We start from the raw sequence: 24,403 nt of genomic DNA on the forward strand, positions 1-24,403 counted from the left end.
GGGTGTCGGGTGTCGGGTGTCAGGATGGAATTGTCTGTTGGAGGCGAAAAAACCTCACACCTACCACCATTCACCTCACCTATTCATCCACAATGTTTTTTTCAAACAGGTTCCGTTTAATACATAGCTCCCCAAAATTGCTCGCTTTCCCCCACACCCCACACCCCATACCCCACACCCAGTATCCTATCGTGGGTAATGTGGCTTAAGTTGACACCCATGACCGACGTGCGCCCAATTTAACGTTAGAGGAACTCAAGCAATGGTTTGTGCAAAATAAGTCAGTGTTACAGTAAGGTAATCATGTTAGGGAACTAGGTATTTTTGACTCTTCATATATTTATTTAATAAACCAACAAGGTAGGTTAAACGATATCCGCTTCAGCATTAATATTGGTGGGTTACGGCGGAGAATTCATTCAATGGTTATTATCCTGATGAGAAACCCGCCTAACCCACCCTACATACAATAATTTTTTGAGCCGTGATTGTTTAAGGTTAAGAGAGTTCTAAGTTAAAACGCTGGTTTCCCATTGACTGGGAGTCGGGGAGACAAGCTAACCTGGAAGGAGGAGATACTTGTAGTTGTTCTGTTAACGTTTGACACATTCATGGCACAGTCTTATTTTGATTCGGATCAAAACGGTCACAAGTCCTTTGAATTACCCGGTGCTAGACCCCACTACAACCCCGATCGCCCGGGACAAGTGAATCATATTTTCCTGGATTTGGTCTTGGATATCCCCAAACAGCGCTTAGAGGGGACTTGCACTATTACCCTAACGCCTGTGCGTGATGATATCCGTCAGTTTGTCCTGGATGCGGTGAACCTGACGATTGAATCGGTGCAGATTAATGGGGAATCCCAACCCTTTGACTGTGACGGGGAACAACTACAGATCCAGCTTCGTAACCCGACTGAAGCGGGGAAAGAGGTAAAAATCGCGATCGCGTACCAGGTGGAGAAGCCACAACGGGGTATCTATTTTATTACTCCCAGCCAAGATTACCCCAACAAACCCACCCAGGTGTGGACACAGGGAGAAGATGAAGACTCCCGCTTCTGGTTCCCCTGTTTCGATTATCCGGGTCAATTGGCGAGTTCGGAACTGCGTGTCACGGTTGCGAAACCCTTGATGGCGATATCCAACGGGGAACTGATCGGTACTCAAGAAGAGGGCGATCGCACAACTTATCACTGGTTACAAAACCACGTTCATCCTACCTATTTAATGACCTTAGCAGTGGGTGACTTTGCCGAAATTCGGGATGAATGGCAAGGAAAACCTGTTACCTATTATGTCGAAAAAGGGCGGGAAGAAGATGCGCGGCGCAGTATGGGGAAAACGCCCCAGATGATGGAATTCTATAGTCATGTCTTTGGCTATCCCTATCCTTATCCTAAATACGCCCAAGTTTGTGTTGATGACTTTATCTTTGGGGGGATGGAAAACACCTCCACCACCCTACTCACCGATCGCTGTTTACTCGATGAACGGGCGGCGCTTGATGGGATGCGTACTGAAAGTTTAGTCGCCCACGAATTGGCACATCAATGGTTTGGTGATTTGGTGGTGATCAAGCATTGGTCTCATGCTTGGATTAAGGAAGGAATGGCGTCCTATACGGAAGTCTTGTGGACTGAAAAAGAGTATGGGAAAGATGATGCGGCGTATTATCTACTTAATGAAGCCCGCAGCTACATCCAGGAAGACACCTCCCGCTATCGTCGCCCGATTGTTACCCATATTTACCGAGAAGCGATTGAATTGTATGACCGCCACCTTTATGAAAAAGGGGCTTGTGTTTATCATATAATCCGGGCAGAATTGGGGGATGAGTTATTCTGGAAGACGATTCAAACCTTTGTCCAAGATAATGCTCATAATACTGTAGAAACTGTTGATCTATTACGGGCAATTGAGAAAGCTACGGGTCGAAATCTTCTATTTCTGTTCGATCAATATGTCTTCCGAGGCGGTCATCCCGATTATAAAGTTAGCTACACCTGGGATGGGGATAGCCAGTTGGCGAAAGTTACGGTTGTCCAAACTCAAGTGAAAGAAAGTCAAAATGGTAGCAAGAATGAGCGATTTGACCTGAAAATTCCCATCGCCTTTGGCTACACTGATGCTGATTCCCCTCTGAAAACGTTTAAGGTTCGCATCCATGAACGGGAACAGAGTTTCTATTTTCCCTTGGAGAAAAAGCCCCAGTTTATTAGTTTTGATGCGGGGAACAATTACTTAAAAACGGTGACGCTGGAGTATCCGTTAGCTGAACTCAAAGCCCAACTGAAATATGACCCTGACCCCGTTTCCCGGATTTACGCCGCCCAAGCGTTAGTGAAGAAGGGAGGGTTAGAAGTGGTTCAAGCGTTAGCAGAAGCCCTGACGGATGATCCCTTCTGGGGTGTGCGTGTCGAAGTCGCCAAACAATTAGCAAAAGTCAAACTGGATCAAGCCTCTGTTGCGTTAGTCGCTGGCTTGCAGGATAAAGATGCGCGGGTGCGGCGATCGGTGGTTGAAGCCTTGAGTAAGGTGAAAACGGTTGAAAGTTATGCAGCTTTAAAGCATCTGTTAGAAGGGGGAGATGCTAGCTATTACGTGGAAGCATCGGCGGCGAAGGTACTGGGTAAACTGGCGTCTGGGAGTATGAAAGATAAAGCAGATGAAGTGCTGCACCTGTTGACAACGATCCTGAATGAACGTGCGGGTTGGAATGAAGTGGTGCGTTCGGGTGCGATCGCGGGATTGAGTCAGATGAAGTCTTCACCCCAAGCGCTAGATGTAATTATGGAGTACACTAAGCTGGGTGTTCCTCAACCCTTGCGACTGGCGTCCATTCGCGCATTAGGCACTATTTCCACAGGTCAAACCCCGAATAAGCTAGAGGAAATATTAGAAGCGTTAGAGGAGTTATCCGGGGAATCGTTCTTCCTGACTCAAGTGGCGGTAGTTTCCGCCTTAGCCCAAATGGAGACTGTCAAAGCGATTGGGGTTTTGCGATCGCTTTGTGATCAAACACCGGATGGGCGTGTGCGTCGTCGGGCGGAAGAAGCGATTCAAACGGTGCAGAAGCGAGTGGGTTCAGACAAAGCGATTAAACAGCTTCGCGAAGAATTGGATCAGATTAAGCAAGAGAATCAGGAACTCAAAAGCCGCCTAGAAAGCCTAGAGGCGAAGTCGTCTTAATTTGTCATTGGTCAACTGTAGGGGCGCATAGACGTGCGCCCTTAATTTTGTCGCTGCATCGGGATAATGGAACGCTGAAAATCCTCTTGAGTAGGTGATCATTGTTTGGAAGTTAGGGGTGAATTCGATAATTTTATCGGGAAACGCAGAGGTTCGCAGAGGGTAGCGCAGAGGGTCGCAGAGGGGTTATTTTAGCGTTTGGGGTGGGGTGCGATCGCGTTTGTTTTTTGAACACTGAAAATCCAGAACTAGGAATTGTTGACCTTGGCGCGTTGGCGGAACCTGTTCCGAAGAGAACGTATCGCATCCATATTTCTGGCATATTCTGACGCTTTAACGGATTTCTTGGTTCGAGCAATTCACACCATTACTGATGGGATAAGCTTACACCCGTGATTTCACCGAATAGTTGTGTTGAATCGGGATGAAAATCGACCCTATAGGCGGGCACATTTTCCCATTATGAAGTAAGCCTCCCACAAAACCATGGCATTTGTCAATACTGAAATAGAAATTATTTGAGCCATTCTAGGCTAATAGTTCATCAACGGTTATACTGAAACTGGATCAAACGGCTTGTATTTTTCTGCATCAGACTGAATCGAGCGAATTATCATAAATAGTATCTTTAAACCAGTATTCTGGGAGACTTTTGTGTCTTATAATTCGCTCAAATATTTTTCTAATCCATTCTTCAAAAGAATTGGCAATTACTGAATCTTTCCATTCTTCAGGAGAGTATTCGTGGTTACAATCCAGAACAGGATTTTCAATTCCATTAAAACTCCCAAAGTCTAGACTACAGAAATCTCCTGTTCCTATACGCCCTAAGTAGGCTATTGGTAGAAGTAATAACTGTTCCGAAACATCATATATTCTATGTATTTGTTTTTTGTACTCTCTAGTAGCAGACATTTCAAAAATAAGAATTCCAGAATTTGCCCACAAGGAGGAAGAACCTGAAAAAATAAGATTTGCAGCTTCGGAGCAGAAAAGATGTGCTCCATTATGTTTCAACAAAAAAAGTTTATAGCTATGAGGAAGTGAGAGTCCTGTTTGCAACTCATATTCTTCAATTTCACTTTCACTTGCAGGCTCATTGAACTGGAAGCTCCAGTCAAGCGAAAAGCTGTCAAAAACATAGCGCGATTCCCTTACCGAATCTTCCAGCCACTCATACATAGGATCTAGAAATTGTTAACCTTGGCGTGATCACATCCGCATTTGTGACGGGTTATGATGCTTTAACTGATTGAGAGATGTTGTTCAAGCTTAGGGCAATTTGCACTCTTACTGATGGGATAAGCTTACACCCGTGATTTCACCGAATAGTTGTGTTGAATCGGGATGAAATCGACCCTATAGGTGGGCAGATTTTCCCATTATGAAGTAAGTTTCCCACAAAACCATGGCATTTGTCAATACTGAAATAGAAATTATTTTAGTGATTTTAGGCTAATAGTTCATCAACGGCTATACTGAAACCGGATAAAACAGTTTGTGTACTCACCACTTCCCCAGAAGTAAATACCAATCTCTGGTTGTGAGTGGCGATAATAATCCAACGGCTTTCTGGAAAGACTAACCAAACTTCCTCACCTCCTGATTGTAAATATTCTTGGGCTTTGAGAATCACATCTTCAGCTAAATCAGTGGGGGAAACGATTTCTGCACTCAGGGGAAAACTGCGGGGGAGGACTTTTGCATCACCATATTGGGTAACGAGTTCTGGGGGAAGATAGGCGACATCGGGACAACGCCCTTGTTTATTGGTGCGACAAGGAACATCTGTATATACTTTTCCTCCTTGTCCACTAGAGTCTTTATAACTTCTCCAGTAAAAGTACAAGTTCCCCTGAATTTCACTATGTTTGAGTGTCATGCCATTGGTCTCGATTAATTCTCCATTGATCCATTCTGTACCAATGGGGGGATTTTGCATCCAGTCTTCTAGGGAGATGGGTTGGGGGTAAATGGTGGGAATTGTTGAGGTGATCATGGTTAGGGGTGAATTCGGTAATGTTTATAGGGTAACGCAGAGGTTCGCAGAGGGGTTATTTGGGCTTTTAGGGTGGGTGCGCGTTTGTTTGTTTTTGGCGTAATTTGTCCAATTGTTCGCGGGCAAAGCGTTGCACGTTTGGATCGGGATCGTATGCTATCAGGTTTTGCAATAGTTTGAGAGTTTGAGGATAGTGAGGATATTGTTTTAAAACAATCTCAATTCCGGTTTTTCGAGGATTATTGTTATGGAAGTTGCCATAAAAATTCAAATCATGTTCGACCACAAAATAACACAAAAAGTTGAATATAGATGAGTTATTTTTCCAAGCCAATGCTAATGCTTGTATTGCCACTTGTCGCACAGTTGGGTTTCTATCGAACAGGGCGCATTTTTTAATAAATGTTAAAATATCAGGGTCATCCGTCCAGCCACGAGCTAACTCTTTTAAGGCTGACTGCCGCACGGCTGCCCTGCTAGACTGAGCGCATCTTTTGAGCAAAGCTAGGGTATCAGGATCATCTTTCCAGCCACGGGCTAATTCCTGTATGGCTAATTCTGGCACGGTTTTAATGCTATTAGACTGGACATGGGATTTTATAAAAGCTAAGGTATCAGGGTCATCCTTCCAGCCATGGGCTAATTCCTGTAGAGCGAATTTTTGCACTGATCTATCGCTATTGAACTGGGTACATGATTTGAGAAAAGCTAAGGTATCAGGCTCGTTCTTCCAGCCACGGACTAATTCCTGTAAAGCACATTGTCGTACTGATGCATCGCTCTTGGACAAGATAAAAAACTTTATAAAACCTAATGTATTAGGATCATTTCTCCAGCCACGGACTAATTCCTGCAAGGCGAATTTTCGTACATTAACATCCCTGTCAGACTGAACGAATTTTTTGAGAAAATCTAAAGTATTAGGCTTGTCTGTCCAACCACGAGCTAATTCCTGTAATGCGAATTTTCGCACAGTTACATCCCTATCGGACTGGACGCATTTTTTGAGAAAATCTAATGTGTCTGGCTCATCCTTACAGGTACGAACTAACGTTTGTAGTTCAGCTATTCGTATTGGCGGATTTTCATCATACTGAGCACGGATTTTGAGACTTATGATTTGAGTATCATAGTGCCAATTATGAATTAACTCTTTTAAGAGCATCTCTCTTACCCTGGAAGAGTTGTCCAAATAGGCGCGAATCTTAAGTAAAGGCAAAGTGTCAGGATGATTTTTCCAGCCCTTAATTATCTCCTGTAGAATAGCTATTCGCACATTTGAATTATTATGGGAATGAGCGCAAGAACTTAAAAGTTTTAATATATCAGGATGCTCTTTGTATCCCTGAACTATCTCCTGCAAAATTGCTTGGCGCACTGAAAGAACGTTGTTTTGAGCAAGACGAGATATAAGCCAAGGTAAAGTTTTGCTGTCCTCTTTCCAAGTTGAGGCAATTGTTGTTACTGCTTGAGTCTGAATTTCTGTGATTAAGCTGAATTGTTTTTGATTTTTAATCTGCTTATAATCTACCCATTTGCATAAGGTTTTCAGTTGATCAAGGAGTTGAGTCGCCGTTTGGCTAATCTGGGAACGAATTCTAACTTCAGTAAGACATTTAGCCGCTAAAAATAAATTCTTAAACTTAGCAGTTTTACCATTCTGCTTGATTAAATAATCGATAATTCCCCCAACAAACTGCTCATCAATCATCGCCGCAATTAACCGCAGTACCTCATGCCAACTCTCCTCCTGCCAATGCTTGCCAAATACCTCCGTCTTAAGTTCCTCTATGGAAAGCGATTGTTTCTCTTTAAATTGCCAGACAAACTCCCACGCACAGAAAAATTCCAGGAACGTGCGATGAACAAAGGAATAACAATCAGCACCAGAAAAACATAAAATAAAATTTCGTTCCCGTAACTGCTTAATAATTAACCGAGACACCGTTCGCGGTTTTTCTACGTCTTGTAGTGTCTCTAAATATCCCGCCAAAATCCGTTCCAACTCATCCACATTAATTAAATTCCCGGCTAACCCTTGAGGTGCGGCTTGCATCTGATACGCGACTCGCCGCAACATCGCCTGTTTTTCTTTGCGAGTAATCGTGTCGGGGGACAGTTTTTCATCGGGGGGTAATCCTTTCTCAATATCCCATTCATGGAGGAGAACCCGCGATGCTTCATCATAAAGTTCTGCCCGTTCCCGTGGCAATTCTCGGTTGCGATTTAAGATTGCCATCATGGTTAACAATAAGGGATTTCCGGCTAATTCCCGAATCGCGGGTGACTCATTAATTGCCCGTTGTAAACGGTTTTGCAGTCGGGGTTTATCCGGTTGATTGCCAAAGGCTAAATCATGCCATTTCTGTACAAATGCCTGAATTTGCTCGGCTTCAAAGTCCTGTAAGGTAAAATGACGAAACTGGGCATCTCGTAACCGTTGGGCTTTATAGCCAATAATCCGAGAGGTTACCATGACTCGAACTTGGGGATATTGATTCGTAAAGCGGATAATCTCGGTAATTAGCGTATCTCTAGCAACGGGGTCAAATATCTCATCTAAACCATCAAATAAGACAAATGCATCCCCCGCTTCTAATACCTCATCTAAGCGATGTTGATTCAGATGACAAATCGCCGCCGCCCCCTGATGGATAAACTCCAAGAAGGTTTTCGGTAACGTGCGATCGCGGGCATAATTCCGTAATTCTATCAGCAGGGGAATTGTTTTTGTCGGTTTCTCTGCCCAATCTAGCGCCACATATTGGGCTAATGTGGATTTCCCGGAACCTGGATCACCTAAAATAACAACGTAGGGGTAATTGGGTTGATGGAGTATGTCTAATACCGAACGAATCGGCTGTCGGTAGTAGGTTTCCCGATACTGTTCCAACTCTTCCGGGGAAATCTGTTCATCTAACTGATTCGCATCTTGTAACCGTTTGAGATAATCTCTAGGAATATCATAAAGCGGCATGGCTTCCCGCACCATTTGAGGGACAAATACCTGCCATAAGCGCATCGGGTACTTGTAGCTACCGGGATCTAAGGTTTCTAATTTGAGATAGCCATAGAACTCTTTTAAGCTTTCCCGATACTGGCGTAGGTCAAAATCTGGGATAATCCCTGCGATCGCGTCAGTATTATCTCGAATCGCCTCTAGGTTCTGGGAATCGAGAATCATTCTTAATTCATCAGACTCTCGACAGATTGCTTTCACTCGCCGGAGATACTGCTGAGTAATCGCTTGCCAATCAAATTCTGCTGGTAACGCCTTTAATTGCAGGATTTCCCAGGTTTGGGCTAAGGTATACCCATCCAGAGAACGACACCCCTCGGCAAAGGCTTGACTTAACTCTTGCTTAACCGCCTTATCGTGAATAAATCTCTTTAACGCCCCCTGATAGGGTTTCAATTCCTCCTGACTCAACCCCCAGGTTTCCAACTCCTCTTGTACCAATTGCAAGAATTCCTTTAGGGCTTTACCCATGGCTTTCACCAGCGGTTCTTTGTTGAAGCGTTCCGGTAAGGCTTTAATGCGATCTTTGAAGAAATCTTTTGTATAATCCTCTAAGGTTCCCTTCGCCAACTCCTTGAGGACATCCCCAAAGACGAATCCAACCGCATTGGCAACCCCCCAAACAACGAGCGCATCCATCCGACACTATCCAACGACTCATCTCTATTTTTCTACTCTAGTCGCCAGTGGGTCAATGATAATCTTAACGACTCTAATCTTGATTTCACCCTCCCCCTATAGTGGTGTTGAATCAGGATGAAAATAGACCCTATAGGCAGGCACATTTTCCCATTATGAAGTAATCCTCCCACAAAACCACTGCCTTTGTCAACACTGAAATGGCAATTATTTTCCCCGTTCGGGAGTTAGGGGTGAATTCGATAATTTTATCGGGAAACGCTCCAGGTCAAAAGAGGGGTTGTTGTCGCGTTTGGGGTGGGGTGCGATCGCGTTGGTTTTTTGAACACTGAAAATCCCCTGACTGAAAGGCGTACCGAAGGCAACTGAGGGTATCTAAATGGATTATAATTAAAGGGCTTAAATGACTCAAAACTCCTAGTCATGTTCAGTACAACAGTCACCGATACCGGACAAATTACGATTCCTCAAGAAATTCAGGACTACCTTAAACTGAGTAGTGGCAGTAAAATTGATTTTGTTATTGATGAAGACGGTCACGTTAAACTGATTCCTCTTAATGTTTCTGTAGAAAAATTATCAGGGTTTTTACACCGACCGGGCATCAGGAAATCTACCCTAGAAGAAATGGAAGTTGCCATCTCTGAGGGAGCAAATGATTGGACTTGATACAAACATTCTGGTTCGCTACCTTACCCAAGATGACGAACAGCAGTGGCAACAAGCTATCGCACTGATTCAACAAAACCAGCCATGCTTGATTGCCAATATTGTCCTTTGCGAGTTGGTTTGGGTTCTCAAAGGAGGCAACTACGGGTTCCATAAAGATGAAATCATCAATACCCTAGAAGCAATGTTACATAGTTCGGCTTTTGAATTTGAAAACCGTTCTACTGTTTATCAAGCCTTAAAGCGATATCAACAAGGTAGCGCTGACTTTTCGGATTATTTAATCGGAGCGATTGTCCATCAAGCGGGTTGTACTCAAACAGTTAGTTTCGATCGCAAGCTGAAGAACGAAAAAGGGTTTCGTTGTCTGGAATAGTGTTCAAACCCAATCAACGACTAAAGCGTCGCTCAATAAAAAACGATCGCAATCGCCTCTCAACGCGATCACTCTTCTATTCTCCCAGAAAGGCGATACCAACCAATCCAACATCGGCTAGGAACACCCAAATAGCTACTGAAAGCTTTATATGGTAATGGTTTCAGCCTACCTGCTTCCCGTCAGCCTCTCGACTCTCCCCACTCCCTCTCAGCACTGTTGTGGTCTGGACTAAGTAGGATCACTTAGAATATACTTAACAAAACGATAAAAAAATAAATAAACTTTTCTAGTTTGTTACGTGAGAGGCTATAAATCGCTGTGAGTCAGCATTACATTGAAGTTGATTATCTTGAAGCCGAGCAGATTAAACCCCGACGGCGCTATGATCCCGACGTGATCGCAGCTAAATACCGCTATCGCCCTTGGGTGGTTCTCTGGCGGGCGTTAAGGATTATCTGGAACTTCGTACAGTTTATTCTAGGTCTCAAGTGGGACGAGTGGCGGAACCAAGTTGAGAGGAATCGGTTTAAACGCGCTACTCAACTGCGACAGATCCTGACTCGCCTTGGTCCGACGTTTATTAAAGTGGGACAAGCTTTATCCACGCGCCCGGACTTAGTTCGCAAAGATTTTTTAGAAGAATTGATTAAGCTACAAGACCAACTCCCACCCTTTGACAATAAAACCGCCTTCGCCATTATTGAGTCAGAGTTAGAGCGTCCGGTGAGTGAAGTCTATCGCCAAATTTCCCCTGATCCAATCGCGGCGGCAAGTCTCGGTCAAGTCTATCATGCTTATCTCTATACCGGGGAAGAGGTGGCGGTTAAGGTACAGCGCCCTAACCTACTCAAATACCTAACTCTGGATCTCTATTTAATGCGGAAGTCAGCCGGCTGGTTATCCCGATGGCTTCCCCTGAATCTGGGTCATGATCTGACATTAATTGTCGATGAATTTGGCATTAAGTTGTTTGAAGAAATCGATTATGTCAACGAAGGTCGTCATGCGGAACTCTTTGCTAGTAACTTCCGTGATGATCCCAGTGTTAAAGTACCAACCATTTATTGGAGGTACAGTAACCACCGGGTCTTAACCTTAGAGTGGATTAATGGGTGTAAGTTAACCGATACTAAAAGTCTTTGCACAGCGGGACTTGATGCTGACCAAGTGATTCAAACAGGGGTCATAGCAGGTTTGCGTCAACTCTTAGAACACGGCTTTTTCCACGCTGATCCCCATCCCGGTAACCTGTTTGCTATGCCCGATGGTCGCATGGCTTACATTGACTTTGGCATGATGGATCAGTTGGAGGAAGAAACGAAAGAAACGATTGTCAGTGCGGTTATTGATTTAATTAATAAGGACTATGTTGAGTTAGCGAAAAAGTTTGTCATCCTCGGCTTTTTAACCCCAGATACAGACATCACACCAATTATTCCTGCCTTAGAACGAGTGTTGGGAGAAGCCGTAGGTCAAAGTGTACGGGACTTTAATTTTAAAACGATTACGGATAGTTTTTCCGAGTTAATGTTTGAGTATCCGTTCCGAGTTCCCGCCAAGTTTGCCCTGATTATTCGGTCTTTGGTGACTCAGGAAGGGTTAGCGTTAACCCTGAATCCAGATTTCAAAATTGTTGAGGTGTCTTATCCTTACGTCGCCAAACGTCTACTCAAAGGTGAATCGCCCGCTATGCGGCGGCGGTTGATTGAGGTGTTGTTCAAGGATGGTAGGTTCCAATGGCAACGCTTAGAGAATATGATTGCGATCGCGCGATCTGATGATAACTTTGATTTGCTCCCCACAGCGCAACTAGGATTGCAATATCTGTTATCTGAAGAAGGGAAGTTTTTGCGGCGTCAGGTATTGTTAGCGTTGACGGAAGATGACCGATTGCACACCGAAGAAGTGCAACGCCTCTGGAATTTGGTCAAAGATGACTTGAAACCAGGACGATTATTTAATGTGGCGTTAAATTCTTTGGGTACTCTGTCAACGGAGCAAATTGCGGCAATTTTACCCCTGACAGCGATGATTAGGGAAAATAATTGAATAGTAGGTAGATTGAATAGTAGGTAGGGTGTCGGGTGTCGGGTGTCGGGTGTCGGGTGTCGGGTGTCGGGTGTCGGGTGTGGGGAAGAATTGAACTCCTTTATCCCACTACGCACTAAGGTTAGGACATATCAAGAAAAATTCAAATCGCTTTGACCCTGAGCGACTTGTACCGAGCGAAGTCGAGGTAAGTCGAAGGGTCAATCCCTTGTAAGGTAAGCTTTTGTCTTCACTATTGCCTATTCCCTATTGCCTATTCCCTAGCGCGTAGCGCTATATAATCCAGTCCGCGCAGCAGCGATTTTAATCACTGTGGCAAAAAGGGGGTTATACCCGCATTTGGAACCCCCTTTATACCTTGGCTTACTTTTTCATTAGAACCTTCTGTCCTGTGCCTTGTCTTTAGAGTTGAGCCATGATCACAGAAGTTCGAGGATGATTGTGTCAGAAAGCGGACTGGTGGTGCCGTCTAAATATTTCACCACAGCAACAATGTAGTTGAGTCCTCCTTCTGGATCAGATTTGGTCAAGGTGACCGGAATGTCCACAGTACCAGTCCCGTCAAGGGTAGCCGACTGCTCAGTAATGGCGATAACACTGTTTGCCTCAAATGGGTCTACATCAAATGCATTGCCATCGCCATTCTCAGTAAACAATGCCGCCTCTGTCACCAGCAACATAACCTCAGCACCCGCAGGACCTGTAACCTGGATGGTCTGATTTTCATTGGACACCTTGGCTCGCGTTGAGGACAGTCCTACAGCTGCAATCGTGGGTTGACCGGGCAAGTCCGATTGGAGTGTAACCTGAGATCCATCGATACTGCCGGGAATCCGATAGGTATCTCCCACCAACGTTGAGCCATCATCAAAGTCGGCTCGCACTTGGGTACCCGTTAACTCAAGTCCAGAAACGTCAGCCGAATTGCTTGGTCCGGGTTGTGGCAACCCCTTAATGCTGGTCGGGTCAACGTCAATGGAGAAGGTTAGTGTTTCTGTCGGATCAAAGTCATTGAATAGGATTTCCAAGGCATCAAAACCACCGTCATGGGAACTTAGCAACGTGTGCGAAAGGTATCCCACTCCTGAGTCGCTATCGATAGTAAAGGCTTTAGCGGCTGCGTCGCCAGCGGTGCCATTCGGATCAAAGACTAAATCCGGCAGAATACTGGAACTCAAATCAATCACAACCCGGTCAAGTTTCTCACCCGAAGTCGAGGTGTTGGTGATTTGGAAGGAACCGGAGCCAAAGGTACTGCCATTGATACTTGCAGCTGGGGGATCGATGGTAAATGTAGCCGATGCCGTGGTCGTTGGCAAGGCTTCATTGTCCAAAATCCGCAGTGTGGCTTCACCCTGCGCCCCAATCCTTGCCCATGAGCTAGGACTATCAAGTACCAGGTTGATTATCTCATCGCCTTCGACTTCCGTATCTTCGAGGATGGGAATCGACACCACTTTGGTTCCGGTTTCCCCATCAGCAAAGGATACGGGGATCGGATTATTGGTGTAGTCCACACCACTGGTGGCTGTGCCATCGGTTTGGCTGAGTGTTGCACTAACAGCACCAAAACTCAAGCCAGTACGAGTAACGCTCACCTGAGCCACAGCGGTGCCATCTTCATTAACTGTGAACTCAGTATCACCGAATGCCAAGGTGCTACTCAAGTAGACAAAGGCATCGGGTATGGTGGAGGTTTCGCCGTCATTGGTAACCACCACATCAAGTAGCCCACCCGTTGGGGCAGTTTGTTCAGGGATAATCCCCTGAATCCGATTGGCAGAGACAGAGGTGAGCATGGCTGTCTGACCCCCAATCGTCACCGTGGTATTGGCAAGGTCAGGGTCGAAGTTTGCCCCACCAATCGTGAACGTCGCACCCCCTACAGCCGGAGAGCGCCAGGGGAAGATATCATAGGCGGTCATATCGAAGACAGCCGCCAAATCATCGGGTAGGGAAACCGTGATTTGGTCGTCCGTGAAATCGATGCCCAGAATGGCGCCCCCAGGACCATGCAAAACATCGAGGGCAGTTGGCACATTGATGATCGTCTCTAAGGATTCAAAGGAGCCATCGGCAGCCAGAGCCGCGTTGTAAACGGTACCATTCCACTTCTGAGCCAATAGGTTGCCCTGCATCTCTCCTAAGAAGGTCGTGGCTCGGTATTCGCTAATCCCATTGGTTGAAGACGCGACTGTCCCTAAAGGCGGCGTAAAGTCCCCTGTATCGTTAGGACCATACCAAACATACTGCCGAGGATCAAAGCGACCCTGATTGCGATTGGCGTGTCCGTAGTAGTTCCCCTCAACTAACAGGTTAATTTCATCGGGTTGACCGGTGATGGACTTTTCAGTGTTAGCTCCAGTAGAAGCCGGACCAAAGGCACTGCTGGCGTTTGCCCCATTATCGGTGCCGTAGAGTTTATTTTGAGTCGTCCAAACAATATCAAAGGGATTTCGCTGTCCGCTGGCGAACACGGATACATCAACACCAGAAACCACGTTGACGATTTCTCCGTATACCTGGTCATTGGCATCAAACCCCGTGGGTGCGGTTTCTCCGGAAGTTAACTCGTACTCAACCGTGCCATTGAAATTCGGGTCTGTGATTTTGGCTTTCAGAATCGCCCCCGATAACGGAGATTCCGGCAGACCACCAATGTTATCGTCGGCGACTCCAGCATTCGTATTCCCACCAACGGCGATGAGCAAGTCTCCATGATTGTCAAATGCCAATCCGTTAATGCCATGGTCGTGGTTCGAGACGGGTAGCCCTGTAATTAAAGGCGTTACCGTGGAGAAGTTGGTTCCTTCGAGGACGGAAACCTGACCATTGTAGGGTGAAAATTCAGTGACGGGTCCTTGACCCCCATTATGGGCAAAGAGTTCACTGTGGGCGACGTAGAGTTTAGGAGACTCAGCCGGATCATCAAAGGGATTAAAGGCGATTCCCAGAATATTGCTGTTGCTGAGACCAGCAATGCTGGAAACAGTCTGGGTATTGGTCACCTGATAGTTATCATCGAAGGTGTAGATTTCAATGGCGCCGCTAATTGTTCCCACGTAGAGCCTGCCATCGGGTCCCCAGGTTGCCTGAGTGGGTCCGAATGGCGTGGCACCGGTTTGTTGTTCAGGCAGGAATTTAATCGGTGGTACTCCCTCAGCATAAACAAAGGTAACTTCATTGCTCATCCCATTGGGCGTTTCCACCTTTACGTTAACGATGTCGTTTAGGGTTCCGGGGGGTGTGGTAAACGTGATTTCCCCCTGATTCACTTGAATATCAGGTTCAGTGAACGTTGTATTGGTGCCTGCTGTAGTGTTGCTCCAGTGAACTGTGACTTGATCGGAGGCATCACCTTCCCAAAACGCAATACCTTTAAGGGTGAGGATTTGACCCCCGAATGTGGAGACATCGGTATCGGCGGGAGGATTGATGAAGGGAAGTAGACTCGTTTGGTCGTGAGTCAGACTGGTTCCTTGCAGGGGTGCGGATGGGGCACCATCAACTGATGCTAGGACTTCGATGGGATCGACTTCCCCGGCTGCCCGAGCCACCCGAACTTCTAGGTCATAGGTTGTGCCTGCGGTTAGCGTTTCTGTACCCGTGACCAGATTGCCATTGATATAAATATCGCTATCAGTACCACCATTAACGGTGAAATCATAGTCACCAGCGGTGGTGGGTGCAAATTCTCCCTTGAATACAACAGCTACATCTTGGTTGGAGTAGGGAGAACTGCCCAAGGTGTTAAAGGAACCACTTTCCTTCAGGTGCAAGGTGCCATCGAGTAAATCATTCGGATCTTGGGGCGTCAGGGGTAGGACTTCCTGAAACTCAGGGGCGGTGAGATTGTCAATATCAGCATCTAGATCGTATGAGACTAATACGCCACCGACAGCGTTGATGGGAAATATATTCAGATCCACTGAATCCGTGAGATCATCGGGGGGATTATTGCTATCTTCAATGGTCAACGAGACCGTGTGGGCACCAACGCCCAAACTCGCCTGAATATCTTCCCCTGTGCCTAAAACCGTTGCCCCCTCTTCCCACGTCCAGCTGGTCAACACCTTACCGGGTTCATGGGTGTGGGATTCATTACCTAATAAGGTGACCTCTTCGCTACCATTTCCGTTATAGTCAATGGCATATTCGGGAGCATCGATCACCACATGGAGAAAGGGATGACCAACGTGAGTGTTTTCTTCCTTGACGACTTCGATGGATGAGATTTTCGGCTTCTCAACCACACCGACTAAATCGATATTGAGAACACCATCGGTCACGCCCACGTTGTCAGAAATGGTCAGGGCTGCATTGCCCCCTACCTGAGCGTAAATGTCTAGATCATCGGCGATTAAATTCCCCTCCGCCATGACATCAAACACTCGCAGCCCTGCATCAGCCCAGTAAATTTCGGCAAAATCTAGGTTTACTGTATAAGTACCTGCTTCAGGGACGGGAATTTCGTAAGACAGAGTGTTGTTGTGCCAGCGCTCGGTTTGATACAGCGTATCGTCAAAGGTATTACCGATATCCGTTGTCGCGGCAATGGCATTAGTACCACCCCCAACGAAGTAGGTATCGGCTTGCCACAGCCGACTATCAACAGCGGTGTAGTCGGGTCCGCCGGAGTTGATCAGGGTGGGAGGAAGGTCAGTTCCCGTGACAGCAACATCAAAGCTGCCCAGAGTACCACTGGCGACAAAATTACCACTGGCGTCGCTGACTTGGTTGGCTTCCAGTGCGATCGCGTAGGTGCCATCGTCTGTCCCATCCCAGTTTCCACCAGGGGCAGCAAATTTGTAAATGGCTTTCAATGGAGAACCATTACTGTCTGGCTGAATCGTCTCTAAGGTGGCTAACTGACTGAACCCATTCGGTCCGGTGACGAGAATATCGTTATTGTCCGGTGTGGTGGAATCAATGACTTGGTTATCGAAATAAGTGACGCTGAATTGATACTCGGTTCCGCCCCGATAGGTTACATCAGCCGCACTCAAGCTAGCAGTTGGTACGATGGTATCTGGGGTGGGAGTAGCTAAGATCTCAATGGCTGAGAGCTTGGCGTTATTGACCAGAGCGTTCAAGTCTAGGTCGAGGACACCATCGGTAACATTAACATTTGCCAGGGAGGTGGTTAAGGCGGTATTCTTCACCCCAGTCACCGAGAGGATGTCTAAATTATTCAGGAACGGATTACCCTCAACCGCTACATCAAACGCCCGTTGTCCTTCTTGATCAAAGTAAATTTCGGCAAAGTGTAGGTTCACCGTATAGGTGCTGTTAACGACAGGAATGTCGTACCCGAAGGAGCTATGGTAGCGATCTGTTTTATACAGGGTATCTTCCACCGTGCCATCAATGGCAGCACTGGTTGATGCGGTATTGCTGGTGGTGAAGTAGGTATCGGCTAACCAAAGGTTACCTTGAGTATCGGTATAGTCTCCTCCCCCCACATTGATCCGGATATCTGTGGGTACTGGGGGAGCGGCGTTGACATCAAAGGTTCCCAGAGAACCGCTTAACACTGCATTACCGCTGGTGTCTATCACCTGGTTAGCTTGCTGAGCGATCGCGTAGGTGCCATTGTCCCCTGAATCCCAGGTTCCCCCCGGAGCAGCGAAGCTGTAAGTGGCGTTCATTGGTGTGCCATTACTGTCAAGCTTCACGTTATCCAAGGTGGCTAACTGACTGAATCCATTCGGTCCAGTGACGAGTAGGTCATTGCTGTCTAACGTGGACAGGTCAACGGCTTCGTTATCGGCGTAGGTGACGCTGAATTGGTAATCCGTTCCCCCCTCTTGGGTGACATCCGCCGCATTCAGGCTAGCGGTTGGGAGTATCGCATCAGCACTGGGATTCGCTAATACCTCAATCGCTGAAATCTTGGCTTTGTCAGCAACACCAGCAAAGTCAACATTAAGGATACCATCGCTAACGTTGACACCAGCAAGGGATGTGATTAAGGCTGTATTCTTGTCCCCAGTTACCGATATAATGTCTAAATTGTCATTGAGTAATTGACCCTCAACGGTGGCATCAAACACACGTTTTCCGGTTAAATCAAAGAACGTTTCGGCAAAGTGTAGGTTTACCGTATAATTACCATTGATGACGGGAATTTCGTACCCGAAGTTTTTCCGCCAGCGTTCCGTTTGATACAGGGTATCTTCCACCGTGCCATCAATGGCAGCACCCGTTGCAGAGGTATTCCCGTTGGTGAAGTAGGTATCGGCTAACCAAAGGTTACCTTCACTATCGGTATAGTCTCCTCCCCCCGAATTAATCCGGATATCTGTTGGTTCTGGGGGAACGGCGTTGACGTTAAAGGTTCCCAGAGAACCGCTCGACACCGCATTACCACTGGTGTCCATCACCTGGCTAGCTTGCTGGGTGATGGTGTAGTTGCCATCATCGGCTGAATCCCAAGTTCCTCCTGGAGCGAGGATGCTGTAAGTGGCGCTTAGGGGCGTACCATTACTGTCAAGCTTCACGTTATCCAGGGTGGCTAACTGACTGAATGCATTGGGTCCGGTGACGAGTAGGTCATTGCTGTCTAACGTGGATAGGTCAACGGTTTGGTTATCGGAGTAGACAACCTCAAATTGGTAATCCGTTCCCCCTTCTTGGGTGACATCAGCTGCATTCAGGTTAGCCGTTGGCAGGATCGTATCCGTACTGGGATTGGCTAATACTTCAATGGCGGAGATCTTCCCTTTGTCAACCACACCAGCCAAGTCGATATTCAGGATACCATCGCTAACGTTGACACCAGCAACAGAGGTGATTAACGCTGTATTCTTGTTCCCGGTCGCATATACAAGGTCTAAATTGTCGTTAAGTAACTGACCCTCAACGGTGGCATCAAATACCCGTTGTCCGGCTAAATTGAAGAAATTTTCGGCAAAGTGTAGGTTTACCGTATAGGTGCCATTATCGACGGGAATCTCATACCCGAAGGAGTTGTGGTGGCGTTCTGTTTGGTAGAGAGTATCTTCCACCGTGCCAGCGATGGGAACATTAAATAAAGAGGTATTCCCAGCCGTAAAATAATCGTCCGCCTGCCAAAGATTTCCGGCACTATCGGTATAATCTCCTCCCCCAACATTGATGCGTATTCCTGGGGTAGCCATTTGAGCGGCTGATGCTGTTGGCTGGTTAGCCGAAGCGGTTGCCAAGGTTAAATTGTTGGTTTGAACGACTGGCAAGAGTGGCTCGTCTGCCAAGGTTAAGTCATTAGTTTGAACGACTGGCAAGAGCGAGTTGTTAGTTTTATCTTTCTTATTCTCTTTCTCTTTATCAGGAACAATTTCAATGCTGGAAAGTCGAGCGGCTTCGGTCTTGAGAGATTTGAAATTTAAGTCAAGAAACCCATCTTTGACCTTTACCTTAAATGTTTGGGTTAGGGCTGTATTGGTTTCTGGCTTATCTTTAACGGCTTGAAGCAGGGCTTCTGCTTCTTCAATTTCTAGTTTATTTTTGGATTTTCCTTTTTTGAGAAAGCCTTTGATTTTGTCATTCTCTAATCCCTTAACCGCATCTTCTATTTCCAGAAGTTTGTTTTTGCCAAGACTTAGTTTCTTTTTCTGCTTTGCCTCTTTAATAATGCCATCAATTGCATCAGCAGCCTTTTCTTTCTTCGCCTTGACCTCCTGGATCACATCAACTTCATCAAGAGCAACTTGTTGATTGGCTTTTACCTGAAACTCCCGTTGATCCGCTTCAAGGACATAAGGCGTTTCTACAAAACTTAACCTTACTTCATAGTCGCCATTGGGCAGAGCAAATAAATACTCAAACTCCTTTGCCTGACGCCCTGACTGAAATAGGACTGAATCCTTGGTTCCGGTAACTTTGGGTAATGTTTTAAATGTTTTCCCACTTTTTCCCCTAGTGAAGTTACTATCTGCCGCCCAAAGCTGACCTTGACTATCGAGATAGTTTTCTGACCCCCCAACATTAACACGGACTGTCCTAGGATCGCCCGTAATATCAGCGAGTTTGGATGCCGAAAACAAACTTTTTAGCTGATCTTTTTCTTTCTTTTCCTTTTCTTTATCTTTGTTCGACAGACCGTTTCCCTGTTCTGACTTTTTCGATGAACTTGTCCCCGTCAAAGAGTCATCAAAAGTACCTACTAAGGCAAAATTGTCTGGCGAGAGATCTGTGGATGAATCGGGAGCAGTATCTTCAATGGTGGAATCAGAAGGTATCAGGGTATTTACCACCAAGCCATCCGTCCATTCACTGGCAGACAGGACTTTGAGATCTGCCCCTAATTCATCACTAGATGTAGATGCCGCAGGGTTTTCTGCCGTGTCGTTTTCAGTTAACCCCAGATAAGCAGGGTCGGTTTCTGTATCAAAACCTAAAGGGAAAAATGGTTCAGTTGTAGTTGTGAATTCCATGTTACACCCTGTTGTTGACAAAAAGTATATCTCATAAGGCATAGTACCTCACCAGACCGGGAATATAGTCGAACATAAATAAAGATAACTGTGTTAAGTTTACTAAAAATTCTCAATCATTACACTTTCAGTGATTGTGAAATTCTACAAAGCTTAACACAGTGCCGTTTACTTTTATCCGACTACTCATTCTGGCAACAGACAGAAAATCGGTTTAAGGCTGGGGGGAACTTCAGATCAAAGCTAGTTTTTCTTTTGTTTTTTAGATTGTTGCTTTTTAAACAAAGCACCAAATCCTAGCGCCATCGTTGAACCTAGGATGGTCAAGGGTTCAGGAACTTTCTCAAATTGAACATTATCAATGGCACCACTGCCAGGCAGGTCAATTTCAACACGGGTAACTGGGGCGGTGGTGAAACCATCGACAAAGATTGCCGAGTTGTCTCCCGGACCGACAATACCCCCAATCTGTTGGACTAGAGTATTTCCGTTAAATAAAGATACAATCGTAGACTCTTCTTCATCATCCAACAGATTAAAGCCATTAAAGACAACAGGCGTCTTAAAATCGAAAGTGATTACGCCACCAATCTGGGAGTCGTTGGGTATAGCTGAATTGTTATCAAAACTAATGATCAGAGCCTTGCCAAACTGACCGCCAAAGTCCAAATCAGGATCAGCTGAGCAATTTACTCCCGGGCCGCAGTCCGTGTCGAATATCATCAAGTCACGAGGTTCCCCGGCATTCGGAAAATTTTGGTTGACGTTACCCTGACTAAACACACCCAGAGTAGCGTGCTTAGTCATCACCCCAGTGACAACCTCACCATGCTCGAATTCTTCAAAGTCGATGACAGCCGCTTGAGCTGGATTGGCGTGGAGTGCAGTCAAACCCAATACAGCACCTGCCGTCGCGATCGCAAAATTTAACTTATGATCCATGATTAATCCTTAGATTGTGAAGCCAATATGATTTCTTACATTGCATGGTAACAGCGACTCCAGTTTAAAATCTAGCTATAGCTTAATCTTCATCAAAACTTTAATGAATAGCTCCTTGAGCTTCACACAAGCTTTAAAAAACACCCCTTGAAAATAAAGTTAGGTTAAGGAGGCTTAGACAAAAACAGGCATCAAAATGGGCTGAAACCTATACAGGGACTGCGTTTTCGATTCAACGGGACTTGCTGTAGAAACGGGAATCCTTGACAAATCAAAATTTTAAGAAGGATGATTAAAAGTTTATAAAGTTACCCTGAAGTGGACAAGAGCAGCCAAGGATAACGTATGGCGCCTTGACTGACGCTTGCTCTCCCGTCCCATGCTGGGTAGAACAAGATAGTCATCACGGACATTTCTAGCAGCATTAAGGTCAGCCTCAAGCCGGAAACCCAGTCACAACTTACTGTTGCCTGTTGCCTATTGCCTGTTCCCTAGCGCGTGGCGCTATACCTGCAATCTGCTGTGAGCGTTTCCGTCCCATCCAGCCGGACAATGCTAACAATCCGAATCCGATCGCACTACTGGGTTCCGGGACAGATGTTGTGGGGTCTGGACTTGAAATCTCTATGCCAGCGTAACTGAGTTCAACACCTGATGTATTGGGCGAAAAATCGACGCTGTAACGAACCAACAAAGACTCGACTGGAAACATCAGGGTTTCACTATCAACCTCTCCCGTTACAGAAGCAAGTAAGTTAGTCGAGTTATTGCCGTCAAAAAATTCCAATACCGTATCCTTTAATAATAGATCGGGAATCTCTAGAGCAACGGCGTTCATCGGCTCAGGTGTTTGAATCAGCCAAGAGCAAGTCGAATAGTTTTGGACAAAGGGAAACCCGTTTTGGGAACTTAGAGAACCCGTTGATCCGTTAAGGGTTTCTTCTCCTTGGCAGAACGTGGGTTGACTCTCATCGGGTAAAGTAATCTTATCTAATTGGCTAGCAAAGGAAAGCTGGCTCTCAGTAATATTGGTGGCAGAAATCCAGTTAGTCCCCGTCAAGTTAGCCCCCGTCAAATCAGCATCCTCTAGGTTTGCCAAAATTAAGTTAGCGTCGCTTAAGTCAGCATTCAATAGGTTTGCATGACTTAACAAAGCCTTGGTCAGATTAGCGCCAATCAAATTAGCACCACTCAGATTAGTGCCAATCAGTTGAGCATCAATCAATTTGGCATTACTCAGATTCGCCTCAGCCAGATTTGCATCACTTAAATCGGCACCACTGAGGATAGCGCCACTGAGATCACTACCACTGAGATCAGCATCTCTCAGGTCACAAAATCGGCAATCATTCGTTTCTATGAGTTGTTCCAAATCCTTTGGGTTAAAGGCTTCAGCGGAATTAGTGGTCAGCAAAGTTAAGGTTAGTGATACACCAACACTAAAGCTATTGGTGGCTAGGATTTGCAACGTTTTATTCACAAGTGGTTTCCTCTAAATACTAGAATCCTATAACTATAGGAGATCTTTCAAGAACTATTAAGAAAGTTTAATCGATTTTAATCCAAATATCCAGAAACCAGTTTCAGGTATAAGCGCCGATGGCAAAAAATTCATCTTAGCTTTACAAAGACGCCATTTAATTTAAAGATTGAGTAAAGATAACCCGGTTGAGTAGCTGAGCAATCTGCTGGTTGACGGTGTTGAGATTGAACCGTTGACTGGCTTGACTCTGGGCTTGCTGAGCCATGATTGCGGCTTGTTGGGGCTGATTACGACAGGTGGTGATAATTTGAGCCAGTTGCTGGGAATCACTTGGGGAGAACAACCATCCCGTTTTCTCAGCTTCAATGAGTTCAATTACACCGCCAGCCGCCGCCGCAACAATCGGGCGTTCACAGAGCATGGCTTCGACAATCACTCGCCCGAAGGGTTCTGGTGCGGTTGAGGTATGAGCGATTAAGTCACAAGCTTTCATCAAAGGGACGATATCTGAACGAAATCCTAAAAACTGAACTCGTTCTTTGAGTCCTAATTCGGCAACCTGTTGATGTAAGTGCTGGACATACTGTTGTTCACCAAACAGGGCATCACCGACTAAAATAGCGCTTACCTCTGGGGGACATTGAGCCAGGGCTTCCAGTAAAATATGCTGTCCTTTCCAGGGAGACAAACGGCTGAAGTGACCGACAATAAATTTCCCATCTAATCCAAGTTGTTGTCTGATTTTATGGGAATCATTCGCCTGAGTTTTGTAAGAGTTCGGTTCAAAGCCGTTATAGACGACTTCAGTCAATTCTGGGCTTCCTCCTGCGGCAATAAATGCGGCTTTAGTGGCTTGGGAATTGGCAATAACTAATGATGAAAAGCGATTGGCTAAGGTGACAGCAATACGACGGTTGGTCAGGCTGAAGTGATCGGAAGAAAGGATATCATGGAGGTGATAAACCAAAGGACGACGGCTAAACAGGCTGGCGAATGCACCGACGACTAGGGCTTTTTGGGTATTGGCGTAAATGAGTTGGTAATCATGGGCTATTTGGCTAACCTTAAGTATTAGTGGAAGCATAGAACTCATACTGCCTAAGCTTTGAAGTACACCACTGTCTTTTTTTACTCGGATTGCTTCAGTCGTGAGAACTTGGACAGGAATTTGCTGGTGTTCTAATAACTCCCTGAATGTTCCGTCGGCAAATAAACCCACTAAACAGTGATTTCGATAAGGTTTTGCCAAATCACCTAGGGAGAGTTCAGCTCCGCCTAATTTGCCACTCTGGTCTAAAAATAAGATTTTCATAGTTTAGGAAGCAGAGACTATTCTTTTAATAATAACAATTTTTATAGTCTTGTATTAGCTTATTATCCCAAAAAATACAGTCTTTTTTTCGAGAGCATAAACCGTGAGAAAGCGTCATTAATTGCTGACTAGAAAAATCAGTTTTGCAATAATAGGGGTATTTATTGGACTTTGGACAAAATTATTAGATTTGCGTACATTTTACGCAAATAAAAAAGAGACAATAGCTCCTCTATCTCAGCTTGTTGAAAAGCTCAGAAATACCGACGGAGTGGAGGTTGCAGAGTGCAGTCTATTAAGATTT

Annotated in this window: 12 protein-coding genes; 5 read left to right on the top strand and 7 right to left on the bottom strand. The window is 45.7% G+C overall.

What is annotated here, in order from left to right:
• Nucleotides 1-611: 611 nt before the first annotated feature.
• Nucleotides 612-3,194 carry a M1 family aminopeptidase gene (locus RIG66_RS17320; protein WP_446380017.1) on the top strand — a complete coding sequence of 861 codons (2,583 nt, stop codon included), beginning with the start codon at nucleotides 612-614 and terminating at the stop codon, nucleotides 3,192-3,194.
• Between the two features lie 591 nt (nucleotides 3,195-3,785).
• Here the strand turns inward: RIG66_RS17320 and RIG66_RS17325 are convergent.
• The 3 genes from RIG66_RS17325 to RIG66_RS17335 form a co-directional block, all read right to left on the bottom strand.
• Complete coding sequence (locus RIG66_RS17325) at nucleotides 3,786-4,376, bottom strand: SMI1/KNR4 family protein (RefSeq protein WP_446380018.1); 591 nt, start codon at nucleotides 4,374-4,376, stop codon at nucleotides 3,786-3,788.
• A gap of 268 nt (nucleotides 4,377-4,644) precedes the next feature.
• Nucleotides 4,645-5,193 (bottom strand): Uma2 family endonuclease, encoded by a 549-nt coding sequence (locus RIG66_RS17330; protein ID WP_446380019.1) that lies wholly within the window; start codon nucleotides 5,191-5,193, stop codon nucleotides 4,645-4,647.
• A 67-nt stretch (nucleotides 5,194-5,260) separates the two neighbouring features.
• Nucleotides 5,261-8,851, bottom strand: a complete 3,591-nt coding sequence (locus RIG66_RS17335; RefSeq protein WP_446380020.1) for a HEAT repeat domain-containing protein — start codon at nucleotides 8,849-8,851, stop codon at nucleotides 5,261-5,263.
• 423 nt (nucleotides 8,852-9,274) lie between these two features.
• Here RIG66_RS17335 and RIG66_RS17340 point away from each other — a divergent pair, with 423 nt between their 5' ends.
• From RIG66_RS17340 to RIG66_RS17350, 3 genes are all read left to right on the top strand, one after another.
• The gene (locus RIG66_RS17340) at nucleotides 9,275-9,520 is read left to right on the top strand and encodes an AbrB/MazE/SpoVT family DNA-binding domain-containing protein (RefSeq protein ID WP_446348983.1); all 246 of its coding nucleotides are present in this window, start codon (nucleotides 9,275-9,277) and stop codon (nucleotides 9,518-9,520) included.
• Complete coding sequence (locus tag RIG66_RS17345; protein WP_446380021.1) at nucleotides 9,507-9,896, top strand: PIN domain-containing protein; 390 nt, start codon at nucleotides 9,507-9,509, stop codon at nucleotides 9,894-9,896. Before RIG66_RS17340 ends, RIG66_RS17345 begins: the two co-directional genes overlap by 14 nt.
• Before the next feature lie 321 nt (nucleotides 9,897-10,217).
• Complete coding sequence (locus RIG66_RS17350; RefSeq protein ID WP_446380022.1) at nucleotides 10,218-11,948, top strand: ABC1 kinase family protein; 1,731 nt, start codon at nucleotides 10,218-10,220, stop codon at nucleotides 11,946-11,948.
• Between the two features lie 419 nt (nucleotides 11,949-12,367).
• Here RIG66_RS17350 and RIG66_RS17355 read toward each other — a convergent pair whose 3' ends face one another.
• From RIG66_RS17355 to RIG66_RS17370, 4 genes are all read right to left on the bottom strand, one after another.
• Nucleotides 12,368-20,362 carry a malectin domain-containing carbohydrate-binding protein gene (locus RIG66_RS17355; protein WP_446380023.1) on the bottom strand — a complete coding sequence of 2,665 codons (7,995 nt, stop codon included), beginning with the start codon at nucleotides 20,360-20,362 and terminating at the stop codon, nucleotides 12,368-12,370.
• 243 nt (nucleotides 20,363-20,605) lie between these two features.
• On the bottom strand, nucleotides 20,606-21,304 hold the full coding sequence (locus tag RIG66_RS17360) for a PEP-CTERM sorting domain-containing protein (RefSeq protein ID WP_446380024.1): 699 nt from the start codon (nucleotides 21,302-21,304) through the stop codon (nucleotides 20,606-20,608).
• A gap of 460 nt (nucleotides 21,305-21,764) precedes the next feature.
• On the bottom strand, nucleotides 21,765-22,784 hold the full coding sequence (locus tag RIG66_RS17365) for a pentapeptide repeat-containing protein (protein ID WP_446380025.1): 1,020 nt from the start codon (nucleotides 22,782-22,784) through the stop codon (nucleotides 21,765-21,767).
• 157 nt (nucleotides 22,785-22,941) lie between these two features.
• Entirely contained in the window at nucleotides 22,942-24,099 is a 1,158-nt protein-coding gene (locus tag RIG66_RS17370; RefSeq protein WP_446380026.1) for a glycosyltransferase, read from the bottom strand.
• 121 nt (nucleotides 24,100-24,220) lie between these two features.
• Between RIG66_RS17370 and RIG66_RS17375 the strand changes: the two genes are divergently transcribed.
• A partial coding sequence (locus tag RIG66_RS17375) for a hypothetical protein (RefSeq protein WP_446380027.1) occupies nucleotides 24,221-24,403 on the top strand: 183 nt, incomplete at its 3' end.

Source organism: Coleofasciculus sp. E2-BRE-01 (genome assembly GCF_040221695.1).
Taxonomy (GTDB): Bacteria; Cyanobacteriota; Cyanobacteriia; order Cyanobacteriales; family Coleofasciculaceae; genus Coleofasciculus.